This window comes from Pseudoroseomonas ludipueritiae, from assembly GCF_014490445.1.
Classification (GTDB): Bacteria; Pseudomonadota; Alphaproteobacteria; order Acetobacterales; family Acetobacteraceae; genus Pseudoroseomonas; species Pseudoroseomonas ludipueritiae.
Genome location: NZ_JACTUZ010000121.1, coordinates 1 through 13,689, shown reverse-complemented (window position 1 = coordinate 13,689; position 13,689 = coordinate 1). Strand labels below are relative to the sequence as shown.

Below are 13,689 nucleotides of genomic sequence, written 5' to 3'. Positions count from 1 at the left end.
GCCATGCTCCTCGTCCGGAGATTGGCGCGGCCGTTATGAAGTGGGCTCTCGGCCGTTTATCCTCGTAAGCAGCCTGTCTATTTTCGGCCACCTCCGGCTATTTCTGGCAATTACCGCACCCAGCGCTTATCTATCTATATGACACAGCATGGAGGGGTTATCGTACTGCTGAGTTGCAGAGATGAACGGGTAGAGGTTTGGTAGGGATTGGTGGCTTGTTCAGAACAGCAATAGGTTGCCTGCACGTGCGAACACGTGCGCGTTCATGCCGCTGAGTGGCGGTCGCCACCGCAGGATCGCCGAACGCGTTGCCTTCTGCCCCAACTCCGCCTGTTTCTGCCTTGCGCGCTTCTCATTCACCCTCCCAGAAAGGTTGCTCTTTGGCCCAACTTCCCATCCCATACAGCAACAAAAAATGGGAGAAGCTTCATGATCCAAAGACGTTCGCTGCTCGCTGGGGCGGGCGCTGCCACCGGTCTTGCCATGGCTGCACCATCTCGTTTCGCCATCGCTCAGCCGGCCCGTCAGCGTGTCCTGAAGCTGGTGCCGCAGGCCAATCTGACCAGCCTGGACCCGGTGTGGACCACGGCAAACATCACCCGCAACCACGCCTACATGATCCACGATACGCTGTACGGCATGGACGCGAATTTCATGCCGCGGCCGCAGCTGGCGGAAGGCGCGGTCGAGGAGGATGAAGGCCGCACCGTCACAATCACTCTGCGCGATGGCCCCCGCTTCCATGATGGCGAGAAGGTGCGCGCTCAGGACGCCGTGGCCAGCCTGAACCGCTGGATGAAGCGCAGCCCGATGGGCCAGAAGCTGGCGATGTTCGTGGATGAGCTGGTGGCGCTGGACGACCGTCGCCTGCGCTTCCGCATGAAGCGCCGCTTCCCGCTGCTGCTGAATGCCCTGGCGCAGGTAAGCAATAGCCCGCCCTTCATTATTCCGGAGCGACTGGCCAAGACCGATGCCTTCACCCAGATCCGCGATACCACCGGCTGCGGCCCCTTCCGCTTCAAGGGGGACGAGTTCAACTCCGGCAGCATGGTGGTCTATGAGCGCAACGACGCCTACAGCCCTACGCCAACCGATACGCCCAGCCTGACGGCCGGCCCGAAGCTTCCGAAGTTCGACCGGGTCGAGTGGCATATCATCACTGATGCCTCCACGGCCGCTGCTGCTCTGCAGACCGGTGAGATCGACTGGTTCGAGCAGCCGCCGCCGGAGATTCAACTGCTGCTGAAGCGCAACCGGCAGATTTCCATCGAGGAGATCGATCCGCTGCCACTGGTAGGGGTGCTGCGCTTCAACCACCTGCACCCACCTTTCAACAACAAGAAGATCCGTCAGGCGCTGCTGCCCGCCATTAGCCAGACGGACTTCATGAGCGCCATCGTGGGGCTGGAGCCCGACATCTACATGGACAATGTCGGGGTCTTCACCCCAGGCACGCCGCTGGCGACGCAAGTAGCGCTGGAGCCGCTGATGGGCCCCCGCAGCGTGGACAAGGCCAAGGCACTACTGAAGGAGGCCGGCTATAACAACGAGCTGATGCGCCTGATCGGACCGACCGACATTCTGGCTCCCTCCGCCATGACACAGGTGGCGGCTGATCTGGTTCGCCGGCTGGAGTTCAATGCGGATATCGCGCTCGGAGACTGGGGGACGGTGGTGCAGCGCCGCACCTCGCGCGAGCCGGTGGACAAAGGCGGCTGGAGCATATTGCTGACCTCCTTCTCGTCCTTCGACTTCGTCGATCCCTCCGCGCATTTCCCTCTGCGCGGCAACGGATCAGGCGCCTGGGTCGGCTGGCCGGACGTGCCGCAGCTGGAGACGTTACGCGATGAATGGTTCGTGGCTCCAGATCTCGCCGCACAGAAGAACATCGCCGAAGACATGCAGCGAATCGTCATGGATGAATTGCCCTACATCCCTGTTGGTGCATACAAGTCCATGACAGCGATCAACAAGAACCTGAAGGGCCGTGTGGCAGGTTTCGCGATCATGTGGAACCTGGAGCGGGCCTGATCGTTCCGGAAAGGCAAGAAATGAGAAAGCCCTCTCCCTCCGGACATGAGCTCCAGACATCACCGTGTTTAAAATTACCTACTTGGTGGGGGGGCGCATTTGGCCGATCTCCGCGATGTGGCATCTGGCGCTTGGCCTCTCATCAGGCACGCGGCTAGTTAGTTACTGTTATGCAATGATTATGAAACCCTGGAGCAGATGCGTCCCGTAGGCGGGGCACCATAGCTTGCAGGAAGGGGCGTCAACGCCAGCGAGATGGTCGGCTAAACGTTCATGTTGCGCGGCCAGATGACATATTCGGCGTCTGACAGCCCAACGCCAGCTGACGCTGCTAAGGCCACGAAGACCGGAGAGCGGAGCTGGATTAGCTCACCAATGCGGCCATAGTACCGAGGATCAGGCGCGCATTCTCGGCGAGAGGGACCTCGGCGACTTCTACGCACTCCCTTGCATCGGCCCCGGATGTTTGCACCGGCCGGCGAGCTGTGGGACGCATGTACTTCGTACTCAGGCCAATTGGATAAAGGGCCGATCAGGGATGAGGAGGCAAGGCTATTGGCATTGCGTCGGGTCCATTTGGGGGCGGTAGGCGGAGACGTGCATCCGCATCTGGGAAGCGAACGGCCCGCAGGGACGACCCGCCTCATGTTGCTCGTGTCGCTGGCCCATCTGGTCAGTCACGTCTACATCCTTGCTCTTCCACCGCTCTTCCCCTTCCTCCGTGATGGGCTGCAGGTCGGTTTTGTGGAACTCGGCTTCGCCCTGACGATCTTCAATGTTGTCTCGGCTGTGGCTCAGGCGCCCATCGGGTTCCTGGTGGACCGGATCGGGGCGCAGCGTGTGCTCGCCGCCGGCCTGGCTCTTGGAGGATTGGCCCTCCTGTCCATCGGTTTGGTCGGGACCTATGCTTGGCTGCTCGTCGGCGCCGCACTAGCAGGGCTTGCCAACGGCGTCTTCCACCCGGCCGACTATGCCCTCATCTCGGCCGGCATTCCCAAGGCGCAACTGGGGAGGGCCTTCTCCCTGCATACCTTTGCCGGCTATCTCGGCACCGCCATTGCTCCTGCGGTTCTGATCGGCCTTGCCCTCTTGGGCGGGCCTGGTCTGGCACTTTGCGTGGTGGGGCTCGCCGGGGTACTGCTGGTTGGCTTCATCCTGCCGATGCGCGTTCCCACGACGCAGGACCAGACCAGTGGCCAAAGATCAGCGGCGGGCAGCCAAGGCGCGACCGACCGCTCGGTCTTCACGCCTGCCATCATCTCGCTGACGATATTCTTCACCCTGCTCAGCTTCTCCAACGGGGCCATCCAGAATTTCTCGGTGGCTGCCTTGGTCAGTGGCTACGGGGTCACCCTCACTCAGGCCAATGGCGTCCTGACAGCGTTCCTGATGCTCAGCGCCTTCGGTGTTCTGGTCGGCGGCTTCCTGGCGGACCGGACGCGGCGGCACGGCGATGTCGCGGCCGCCGCCTTTGCCTTGACGGCGTTGCTGACCCTGCTGGTCGCCGTCGCGGACCTCGGGGCAGTGACGTTGACGCTCGTCCTGGGTACCGCGGGGTTCCTGTCCGGCGTCATTGCTCCATCGCGGGACATGATGGTGCAGGCGGCGGCGCCTTCCGGAGGGTCAGGACGGACCTTCGGGATCGTCTCCACCGGCTTCAATGTCGGTGGGGCGATTGGACCGCTCCTGTTCGGCTGGATCCTCGACCACGGGGCACCGCGCTGGGTTTTTGGCGCGGCCGTAGGCTTCATGCTGCTCACCGTGGTGGTGGCCCTCCGCGACCGTTGGTCAGCTTGCGGGAAAAATGGCGCCCGAGTACAAGCCGAATAACCAGTGTGCACCGGAACTGCTCGACGGCGTAGGCTACGCTCCTCAGCAGGCGGGCGGTTCCCGCCCACGGCGGCCCACCCTCGAAAGACGGCCGGATGAACGTCCGGTTGGTCGTCCTGCAGTCGGAAGCTAGCAAGCCGCTTTCCGCTACAGCCTGCATTGTGGCATCCGCACCAGCTACCCGCCTGATACCAGTTGGAGGTGATCGTTGAGAGATGCGTTTGCTCAGTCGAAACCTTCTACCGGATGCGGTGGAAGGGTTTAGAAGCCTGGGCATGAGGTTCTCGATGCACGGGATGACAAAATCGGCGGCGCAGGTGGCGCACAAGGCACCGGCCGTCGGACCGTTCCAACCTACGGCAGCCGGACCCCCGGGCATGAATTTCACACAGGCTCAGCTTATTGCGCTCCTGGTGCTGCGACAGTTCCTGCGCAGTGACTACCGTGGTCTCGCAACCCTGGTGGCCGAGTGGCAGGACCTGCGAAAGGCTTTGGGGCTCCGAAAGGTGCCGCACTATTCCACCCTTGCTGATGCGGCGCGCCGCCAGTTGCCGCCGTGGACGCGACCGGTCTGGGAACGCAGCAAATCAGCTAGCATTCCGCAGCGGGCCTGGCCCAAGCTGGCCGCAGTGCTGCACACTCATTCGCATCTTATTATCGGCGCAGTCACTGGCATCGGCCTCAGCCAGGCCTCTCCGGACTTCACGCCCGTCCTGCGCCAAGCCGCGGCCATCATAGCTTTGGACACGGTGCTGGCCGATGCAGGGTCCATCGCCTCTGGCGGGGCGAACTCGGCATCGAACGCAGCGTCATTGCCCTCAACCGCCGTAACACTGGGGCGGCGCTGGCCGAAGACGCACCATAGGCGAGCCCTTCGGCACACTTTCCTCGCGCCCTCTACCACCAGCGGTGGCACATCGAGAGTGGGTTCAGAACATAAGCGCCGCCTCGGCTCAGCGCTGACCGCGTAGCCACCAGCCGCAGCAGCGCGATCTCATCCTGCGCGCCCTCACCCACAACCTCATGATCCTCAGATATCGACCGAAGGTTTCAACAGAGCACCTAGCCATCATAGGGCACCAAAAAGGCCTGCTGTGGCTGAATCAGGTAAGCGTCTGGGCTGATCTAAAGCTTAGCTCAGGCCTTGTCGGGCGGCTGCTTTTCAGGCGCTTCGCATGTGGTGGAGCACGGTCGGTCCCGCAGCGCTCCAACAAGCAGATGCGGCTTGTCGAGGCGCGCGACCAGGCAGAACAGTTTGAGCAGAGGCACGACAGGCCCTGCAATGTGGCTCGTTAGGCCCAGGAATTGTCAGCAAAGGCAGTGTCGGCCCTATGCGGCGGCATGGAAGCCGGCCGAAAGCGCCGCGACTTCCGCCCGCAGCAGGGCCAGCTTCTCCTCCAACTGCTTTCCAAAGATCCGGTCGGGAGTGGAGGCGAGGCTGACGCCTGCGATTGGCGATCCGCTGGCGGAGGTGATCGCGAGGCCGATGCCCGCGACGCCCGCCGTCAGCAGGCCATTTGTCACGCCGTAACCGCGCTGGCGCGAGGCCAGGATGGCGTCGTGCAGCTTCGGGAGCGTGAGGCCGTAGCGCTCATATTCTTGCCGGTTCTCGCGCAGAACGCTGTTGATCTCCGGCTCCTCCAGCCGCGACAGAATGGCCAGGCCGACCGCGCCGACGCCGAGGGGCCGGCGATCGCCCTCCCCCGTGGTGACGACCCGGATGGGATGGGTACCCTCAATCCGGCTGAGGCAGACCGCGTCGGTTCCGGAGCGGGCGGTGAGATAGACTGTATCGCCCGTAGCCGCGGCAAGCCGCTCAATCGCCGGCCGCGCCTGCCGCACAAGCGCGCCCTGGTGCGGCGTGCAGAGTCCGAACTCGAAGATCAGCGGACCGAGGTGGTAGCGCCTGGACGGCCCGTCCTGGACCACGAAGCCTTCCTCGATCAGGCAGCAGAGGATCCGCCGCACCGTGGGGTGGGTGAGACCGGTGCGGCGGGAGAGTTCGGCGAGCCCCAACCCGCTCGGGCTGCGGCGGGCGATGGCGGAGAGGATCTGCGTGGCACGTCGGACGGCCTGGACGCCCTCCGCCCGCTCATCCCGTGCCGTGATCATGCAGCGTCCCGAACCATCTCGGCCGCGATCAGCTTACGGCTCCGCGCCTCGTCACCCAAGGTGCAGGCGAGGCGCCGCGCGCGCTTGTAGCCGAGATGGATGCCGGTCTCGGCCGAGAAGCCAAGGGCACCATGAACCTGGATGCAATAGGCCGTGGAGGAGAATGCCGCCGCCGTGGCCGCTGCCCGCGCAGCATGGGCCAGCAGCAGCCGGTCCCCCTGTCCCGCATCCCAGACAGCCGCGGCCTCAGCGATGATGGCGGCGGCGTTCCGCCGGAGCACGTAGTCATCCACCAGCCGGTGCTTCACCGCCTGGTTGACGCCGATTGGGCTGCCAAACTGCTTCCGGGTGGTGGCATAGGCCAGCGACATCTCCCCGGCACGCTCGGAAAGCCCCAGCATCTCGGCCGCGATCCAGAGCTGGGCGCGTCCAACGGCATCACGCGCCGCCGCAGCGCTGATCTTAACCATTTCGGTGGCAACCGCCTCCCCGATTTCAGCGATCGGGCAAGTCGGGTCGAAGGGCCGCAGCGGCCGCAGGTTCGGCCGTTCCAGCCGGGCCAGGGTGAGAGAGCCTGGGCTTTCCCCGCTGAAGGCGAGGTGCAGAAGCGGTCCGCTGTCCTCGGCATGTTCCACGAGGCGCCGCGCCTGAGGGCCATCCCCGGCTTCGCTGATGTAAGCCGTCACCACCGTTTCGCCCCTTGCCACCGCGCCGGCCAGCGCGTCGAGCCATTCCGCGCCACTTCCGGCGAGCGCGGGAAGCAGGACCAGATTGGCGAGAAAGGGTCCTGGCGCCAGGCTGCGGCCCACCTCCTCCGCCAGGACCGCTGCCTCGCGCATCCCGAGGCCGAGGCCGCCCTGGGCTTCCGGCAGGAGCATGGCCGTCCAGCCGTGTTCCGCCGCGGTCGCCATCGCGGCGGCGACGGCCCCTGGCGCCATCTCCTCGCCATGCGCCAGCCCCAGCGCCTCCGGAAAGCGGGAGAGCGCGCCGCGTGCCGCATGGCGCAGCAGGTCAAGTTCGGCGGTGTCGGTCATCGCGCGTCTCCCTTACCGTGGCAGGCCGAGCACGCGCTCGCCCACCACGTTGCGCTGGATCTCGGAGGTGCCGGCGAGGATCGTCTCCGCCCGGCTCCAGAGATGGTCGTGCTGCCAGTGGCGCCGCCGCCTGGCGCTGGGCTCATCCGGGCCAAGCGCCGCCTCAGGCCCGATCACCGCCAGCGCGAGGTCCAGCAGGCGCTGGTGGCTCTCGCTCCAGAGCAGCTTGATGAAGGAACCCTCGGGTCCGGGCTGTTCATGCCGCGCGGCGGCCGCCAGCATGCTGCGCGCATGCAGCTTCAGGGCCTGCATGTCGAGGAAGCTGCGCGCCAGCCCGTCCCGCACCAGCGGATCATCGGACAGCGGCCTGCCGTCGCGCAGCGTCTCGCGGCAGAGGGCGACCAGATCGCGCAACTCCTCCTCCATCTGCACAAGGCGCGGGATGAAGTAGGTCGCGCGCTCGAAGCTCGCCGCTGCCATGGCGATGCCCCAGCCGGCATTCTCCTCGCCCACCCGATTGGCGAGGGGCACGCGGACGCCATCGAAGAAGACCTCGTTGAATTCCTGCTGCCCGTCCATCTGCCGGATCGGCCGCACGGTGATACCCGGCGCCTTCATGTCCACCAGCAGGAAGCTGATGCCCTTGTGCTTCGGCGCGGATGCATCCGTGCGGACGAGAAGGAAGCACCAGTCGGCGATATGGGCGAAGCTCGTCCAGATCTTCTGCCCCGTCACGACATATTCCGCCCCGTCCCGCTCGGCGCGGGTCCGGAGGGCCGCGAGGTCGGAGCCTGCATCCGGCTCGGAGTAGCCCTGGCACCAGATTTCGGTATTGGCGAGGATGCCGGGCAGGAAGCGCCGCTTCTGCTCCTCGCTTCCCGAGAGGAGGAGCGTGGGGCCGAGGATACCGTGGCCGATGATGTTCACGCCTTTCGGTGCCCCTGACCGCGCATATTCCTCGTGGAAGGCGGCGATGAGCTCGATTGGCAGGCCACGCCCGCCTTCGGCTTCCGGCCAGCCGAGGCCGGACCAGCCCGCGGCGCAGAGCCGGTCCTCGAAGGTCCGGCGCAGCGCCATGTCGGTGAGGGGCCGCCCGGGGAAATCCTCGCGCAGGGCCGCGACCGCGTCTGTCAGCCAGGCCCTGGCTTCCCTGCGGAAGGTCTCAACCTCCATCAAGCCGCCTCCGCCTTCGTGGCCCGCCCGGGTTCCAGCACCACCAGCGCATCGAGCGCCACCACGCCCTTGCCCTCCTCCCGGACAAGAAGGGGGTTCACCTCCACCTCGCGAATGGCATCGCCGGCGGCGAGCACCGCCTCCGACAGGGCCGCCATGGCGCCGCAAAGCGCGGCCACATCCCGCCGCGGCCGGCCACGGGCGCCGTCGAGCAGCGGGAAGGCCTTCAGCCGCCGCAGCATCGCCCCGGCCCGCGCCTCATCCACAGGAAGGGTGCGGTGCTCGATGTCGCGCAGGATCTCGGTGAAGATGCCGCCGAGCCCGACCGTCATGACCGGGCCGAAGACCGGGTCCCGCGTCACGCCCAGCAGCACCTCGACGCCCGGCGCCTCCTGCGGCTGAACCACGACGCCGCGGATCAGTGCTTCCGCATGCGCGGCGCGTGCGGATCGCATGATCGCGCGGAAGGCTTCGCGCGCCGCTTCCTCCGAGCCGATACCCAGCCTGACGCCGCCGCAATCCGATTTGTGGAGGATATCGGGGCTGAGGACCTTCATCACCACGGGCCAGCCTAGGGCGCGCGCGGCGGCCGCCGCCTCTTCCTCGTTCGTTGCCACACGCTCCGCGACCACGGGGACTCCATGGGCCGCGAGCAGCGTCTTGCCCTCGGCCTCGTCGAGAGCGCCGCCACGGGCGGGGAGTGCCATGGCCTGACGGGGCACCGGAGCGGCCACCTCGGTCACCGCTTGCCGGGTCCGCTCCGACCACCGCCCGAAGACGCTCAGCGCCGCGACCGCGCGCGCGGTGTCGTCAAAGACGGGGATGCCCGCCGCCTCCAGCTCCGCATGGTTGCGGGCATTCTGGTTGTCGATGGCGACAATCAGCTTGCGGGAGGTGGCAGCCGCATCGATCGCGGCGGGCGAGAGACGCTCCAGCAGGTAACCCGGCGCATAGATGACGATGGTGTCCACCGCATCGCAGCCCTCAAGTGCCGCGAGGGCGTCGCGCATGAAGCCATGCTGGTTTACCACATTCCCAGTCAGGTCCACGGGGTTGGACACCATGCCGTAAGACGGAATGCCGCCGCGCAGCACGGCCTGGACATCCTCCGGCAGCGTCGGCACCTCGGCGCCCGCCTGGACGAACTTGTCCGAGAGCAGGGCGCCGAGGGCGCCGGAGATTGTCAGGATGGCGATGCGCGGCCCGGCCGTCCGTGCGCGGAAGCCGGCGAGGCGGATCAATTCCGCCATATGCGCGAGGTCATCCGCCATCATCACGTTCAGTTCGTCGAACACAGCGCGGTACACCGCCTGCGAGCCGGCGAGCGATGCCGTGTGCGAGGCGGCCGCCTCGGCGCCTTTCTCGGTGTCGCCGATCTTGAGGATGATCAGCGGCCGCCCCTCATCGCGGAGCCGCGTCGCGACGCGGCGGAAACGCCGACCGTCGCGCAGCCCCTCGACATAGGCGGCAATCGCTTGCGTCTCCGGCTGATCCGCGAAATATTCGAGGTATTCGGAAAGCTCGATCCCGGCCTCGTTGCCGGTGTTGACGGCAGCGGAGAAATCCACGCCGCGCTTGCGGCCGGCCGTATAGACGGCGGCACAGACATTGCCGCTTTGCGTCACAAGGGCCACGGAGTGCCGGGACGGCGGCTCCAGGTCACGGAAGACAGAGGCGAAGGCCGTGTAGGCATGTGTCTTCAGGTTCGCGAAGCCCATGCAGTTCGGCCCCGCCACGGGGATTCCGATCTCGGCCACGCAGGCCTCGAACTCGTCCTGCAGGCGCCGGCCCTCCGGCTCATTTGTTTCGGCGAAGCCGGAAGCGAAAACCACGGCGGAGCGGACCCCTTTTGCCGCGGCGCGCCGTAGCTGCGGCACCACCTCCTTGGCGGAAACGGCGAGAGCAAGGAGATCCACCGGCCCCGGCAGGGATTCGATGTCCGGGTAGCATACCAGCCCGGAGATCTCCTTGTACTTCGGGTTGATCGGATAGATGGGCCCGGCGAAGCCGTGCTGCAGCAGGAGCTGCAGCGGCATGCCGCCGACCCGCCCGGGGTTTTCGGAGGCACCGAGGATGGCGATGGAGCCGGGATTGATCAGCGGCTCCAGGCGATGGGCGCTCACGACGCCTTCCCCTTCGCGATGGCCTGCGCCAGCCCGGTTTCCCTTGCCTTCTTGAAGGCCTCCGACAGGTGACTGAGCTGGTGCGTGTCCAGATGGGCATTGAGCGCGGAACGCATGCCCTGGATGTCCAGCGTACGGTTGATGGACCGCTTGACCAGCTTCAGGGAAAAGGACTCGCTCTCCGCGATACGCTCCGCGAGGGTCGTGGTCGCCGCCTCCAGCTCGGCGCGCGGCACCACGCGGTTCACCAGGCCCCAGGCCAGGGCCTCCGATGCGGTGAAGCGGTCGCCGGTGAAGAGGATCTCCTTGGCCCGCCGGGCACCCAGCACCCATGGATGGATCAGCACCTCCACCGCGGCGGCGCCAAGCGTCCGGACCACGGGGTCGGCGAAGAAGGCATCCTCGGAGGCGACAATCAGGTCGCAGACGCTCGCCACCATGAATCCGGCGGCGACGCAGGCGCCCTGGACCGCCGCGATGGTCGGCTTCGGGCAATCCATGATGCGCAGGCAGTAGTCGTAGTAGCGCAGTTCCTCATAGGCATAGCGTTCCTCGACGGTGAAGTTCGCGCGGCTCTGCTGGGCCTCCTTCAGGTCGTGGCCGGCTGAGAAATGGTCGCCCTGCCCGGCCAGGACGATGACGCGCACCGCCTCGTCCGCCGTCGCCCGCAGGAATGCCGCGTCCAGCTCATCCAGGAGCCGGCGGCTTTGTGCGTTCCGCTGTCCGGGGCGTGCCAGCCAGATCCAGGCGACTGCCTCACGGGTTTCGTACACCACCTGCTCATCCGCCATGGCGCTCCCTCCTTCTGCCTTTTGTTGTGGTTGTTTTACGAAAGAGAGGGTCCGCGCCGCCAGTTTCCCCCGTCGGAATCCTGTCCACCATGCGGCATCGCCAGGCTCCGCATCGCGGACAAGATTCCGCACCAGGCCAAGTTAGGGGGCTACCTTGCCGAGCGGGAAAGCTGGGAACCTGCTGCCATCGACCAGGACCAAACCTGGACAACAAGGCGACAAGTCGCCCCAGGGAGGAAGAAGAAGAACATGATCACCCGTCGCCAAGGCCTGATCGCGGGCCTCGCTCCGGCATTCCTGGGCGCTGGCCGCGCCCGCGCCCAGGCATCTGCCTGGCCGGCCCAGAACATCCGGCTCGTTGTCCCCTTCGCTGCCGGCGGCGCCCTGGACATCATGGCCCGGCTTTTCGCCGAGAAGATGCGGCCGCTGCTGGGCCGGACCGTGGTGGTGGAGAATGTGACGGGCGCCGGCACCGTCATCGCGACGGAACAGGTCGCCCGGGCGGCACCGGACGGCTACACGCTCCTCGTCGCCTCTTCGGCGCATACGATCAATCCCGCCATTCAGGCCCGGATCCGCTACGATCCGATCAAGGACTTCACCTTTGTCACCCTCCTCGCCACGCCACTCCATGTTCTCGTGGTGCCGGACAAGCTGCCGGTGCGGAGCGTGGCGGAACTCATCGCGCTGGCGAAGGCCAAGCCGGGTTCGATGACCTATGCCTCGGTCGGTTATGGCACCTCGACCCATCTGGAAGCCGAGATGTTCGCCAGGATGGCGGGCATCCAGATCGAGCACGTTCCCTATCGCGGCAGCGCGCCGGCCCTGACGGACCTTGTGGCGGGACGGGTGCCGATGATGTTCGATGCCCTCGCCTCCTCCGGCCCCTATATGGAGGCGAAGACGATCCGCGCCCTCGGGCAAACCGGCGCGCGGCGCTCACCGCTCATCCCCGATCTTCCCACTCTCGCCGAAGCGGGCCTGCCGGGATACGAGGCCATGCCCTGGACCGGCATCATGGGGCCGGCCGGCCTGGACCAGGAGATCGTCGAGCGGCTCGATACGGCCTTCCGGACCATTCTGGCAGATCCGGCGGTGCAGGCGCGCTTCGCCAGCCTCGGGCTCGAAACCCTGGACTACCGGCCGGAGCGCTTCACCGAGTTCGTCCGATCGGATCTGGCCAAGTGGACGCGCATCGCGAATGAGGCAAACATCCGCGCCAGCGATTGATCTTCACGAGGCTGCGGATGGAAGCGGAGATGCAGGGGAAGGCGAAGGGCACGCAGGTCATCCGCAGGGCAACGCAGATCCTTTCCGCCATCGCCCGACGCAGCCCGGCCGGGGTGGGGCTTTCCGAGATCGCGCAGCGCACCGGCCTCGCCCAGGCCACCGCGCGCCGCATTCTGCGTGGCCTGTTGGAGGAGCGGCTGGTGACCCAGAATCCGACCACGCATGCCTACCTGCTCGGCCCGCTGGTTTATGAATTCGGCGTCTGCTCCACGCAGCAGAGCGGCCTGATCCGCCATGCGCGGCCGGCGCTGGAACGGCTCGCGATGCAGACGGGAGACACTGTGTACCTGATCGCCCGCTCCGGCGCCGAGGCCGTCTGCCTCGACCGGGTTGAGGGCAACTTTCCCGTCCGGGTCGTCACAACCGGGATCGGCAACCGGCGGCCGCTCGGAGTCGGCGCGGTGGGGCTCGCCATCCTCGCCCGGCTTCAGGAATCGGAGATCGACGCCGTCCTGCGAACCAACGCGGCCGACTATTCGATCTATGGCCTCGAACTCTCCGACCTGCGCACCGCGATCCGCCTGTCGCGGGAGCGAAGCTATGGCTTCAGCGATGGCTTGCTGACCGCCGGCGTGTCAGGGATCGGCCTGCCGATCCTCTCGCCCGGCGGCTCGCCCGTGGCTGGGATCAGCATCGCATCTACCTCCGACCGGATGTCCCCCGCACGCTTGGCCGAGCTTTTCGGGCTCCTGCGAAGCGAGATCGCAGGAATTCATCTCAACGCCGGACGGGAACATACGGCCGGACAAGGATGATCCCGCGTGGGAGGGCAGAAAGAAGGCTCAATCCGCAGATCCCGATCCCGAAGACATTAACCCCGGCAGTTGCGCCGGCTGCCGGAGCATAGGGACAGGGCCGCAACGCATGAAATCTCATAACGATCATTCGCGCAGCTGGAGCGCGAGATGGCATAGGAGTGCACGCTGGCCGGCATGGACGCGGCGCGGAGTGCGGCTGGATCTGCAGCCGCCGCTCAGTGATGACGGCAGAGTTGCTGGAGCAGGCACAGCGCCTGGCGCCGAACGAGGACGCCAGCGGAGACGGCCTCCGTCGCCCAGGCGGCCAAGCGCCTGAAAATTAGCAAGACAACCCTGTATCGCGAACTGAGCGCCGCACAGGCGCTGGAGGGAACCAACGACCTCGCAGCCTGAACAAAAAACGGCGGCCGATGTGCTTCGAAGGCATATTGAACGCCTCCGGTCGGCGTCGAAAAAGGAACAGCAGCAATTGATAACCAACGTCTACATCGATCTTCACTAAGGCCTGTTAGATCTTGATCCAAACGGCGGCGGCTGCGAGGCAGAG

General features: G+C 66.1%; 10 protein-coding genes. 5 read left to right on the top strand and 5 right to left on the bottom strand.

Annotation, left to right across the window (positions count from 1 at the left end; all coding sequences use genetic code 11):
- Window positions 1-429: 429 nt before the first annotated feature.
- The 3 genes from IBL25_RS19500 to IBL25_RS26615 all read left to right on the top strand — a co-directional run bounded on the left by IBL25_RS19500 (window position 430) and on the right by IBL25_RS26615 (window position 4,832).
- The gene (locus tag IBL25_RS19500) at window positions 430-2,031 is read left to right on the top strand and encodes an ABC transporter substrate-binding protein (RefSeq protein WP_187780181.1); all 1,602 of its coding nucleotides are present in this window, start codon (window positions 430-432) and stop codon (window positions 2,029-2,031) included.
- 645 nt (window positions 2,032-2,676) lie between these two features.
- Window positions 2,677-3,861 carry an MFS transporter gene (locus IBL25_RS19495; protein WP_187780180.1) on the top strand — a complete coding sequence of 395 codons (1,185 nt, stop codon included), beginning with the start codon at window positions 2,677-2,679 and terminating at the stop codon, window positions 3,859-3,861.
- Between the two features lie 377 nt (window positions 3,862-4,238).
- Window positions 4,239-4,832 (top strand): hypothetical protein, encoded by a 594-nt coding sequence (locus tag IBL25_RS26615; protein WP_194433772.1) that lies wholly within the window; start codon window positions 4,239-4,241, stop codon window positions 4,830-4,832.
- A gap of 358 nt (window positions 4,833-5,190) precedes the next feature.
- On the opposite strand, the gene IBL25_RS19485 is transcribed toward IBL25_RS26615, so the two are convergent.
- The 5 genes from IBL25_RS19485 to IBL25_RS19465 are packed head-to-tail and all read right to left on the bottom strand — an operon-like array spanning window position 5,191 to window position 11,094.
- A complete protein-coding gene (locus tag IBL25_RS19485; protein ID WP_187780179.1) occupies window positions 5,191-5,973 on the bottom strand; it encodes an IclR family transcriptional regulator in 783 nt (260 codons plus the stop codon).
- The gene (locus tag IBL25_RS19480) at window positions 5,970-7,007 is read right to left on the bottom strand and encodes an acyl-CoA dehydrogenase family protein (RefSeq protein ID WP_187780178.1); all 1,038 of its coding nucleotides are present in this window, start codon (window positions 7,005-7,007) and stop codon (window positions 5,970-5,972) included. The genes IBL25_RS19485 and IBL25_RS19480 overlap by 4 nt, the downstream gene beginning before the upstream one ends.
- A gap of 12 nt (window positions 7,008-7,019) precedes the next feature.
- Complete coding sequence (locus IBL25_RS19475) at window positions 7,020-8,180, bottom strand: acyl-CoA dehydrogenase family protein (RefSeq protein ID WP_187780177.1); 1,161 nt, start codon at window positions 8,178-8,180, stop codon at window positions 7,020-7,022.
- Window positions 8,180-10,303, bottom strand: coding sequence for an acetate--CoA ligase family protein (locus IBL25_RS19470; protein ID WP_187780176.1), 2,124 nt, complete (start codon window positions 10,301-10,303; stop codon window positions 8,180-8,182). Before IBL25_RS19470 ends, IBL25_RS19475 begins: the two co-directional genes overlap by 1 nt.
- Window positions 10,300-11,094 (bottom strand): enoyl-CoA hydratase, encoded by a 795-nt coding sequence (locus IBL25_RS19465; RefSeq protein WP_187780175.1) that lies wholly within the window; start codon window positions 11,092-11,094, stop codon window positions 10,300-10,302. Before IBL25_RS19465 ends, IBL25_RS19470 begins: the two co-directional genes overlap by 4 nt.
- A 249-nt stretch (window positions 11,095-11,343) precedes the next feature.
- Between IBL25_RS19465 and IBL25_RS19460 the strand changes: the two genes are divergently transcribed.
- Both IBL25_RS19460 and IBL25_RS19455 read left to right on the top strand, forming a co-directional pair.
- Entirely contained in the window at window positions 11,344-12,324 is a 981-nt protein-coding gene (locus tag IBL25_RS19460) for a Bug family tripartite tricarboxylate transporter substrate binding protein (RefSeq protein WP_187780174.1), read from the top strand.
- A 17-nt stretch (window positions 12,325-12,341) separates the two neighbouring features.
- Window positions 12,342-13,139 (top strand): IclR family transcriptional regulator, encoded by a 798-nt coding sequence (locus tag IBL25_RS19455; RefSeq protein WP_187780173.1) that lies wholly within the window; start codon window positions 12,342-12,344, stop codon window positions 13,137-13,139.
- The last annotated feature ends 550 nt before the right edge of the window (window positions 13,140-13,689 follow it).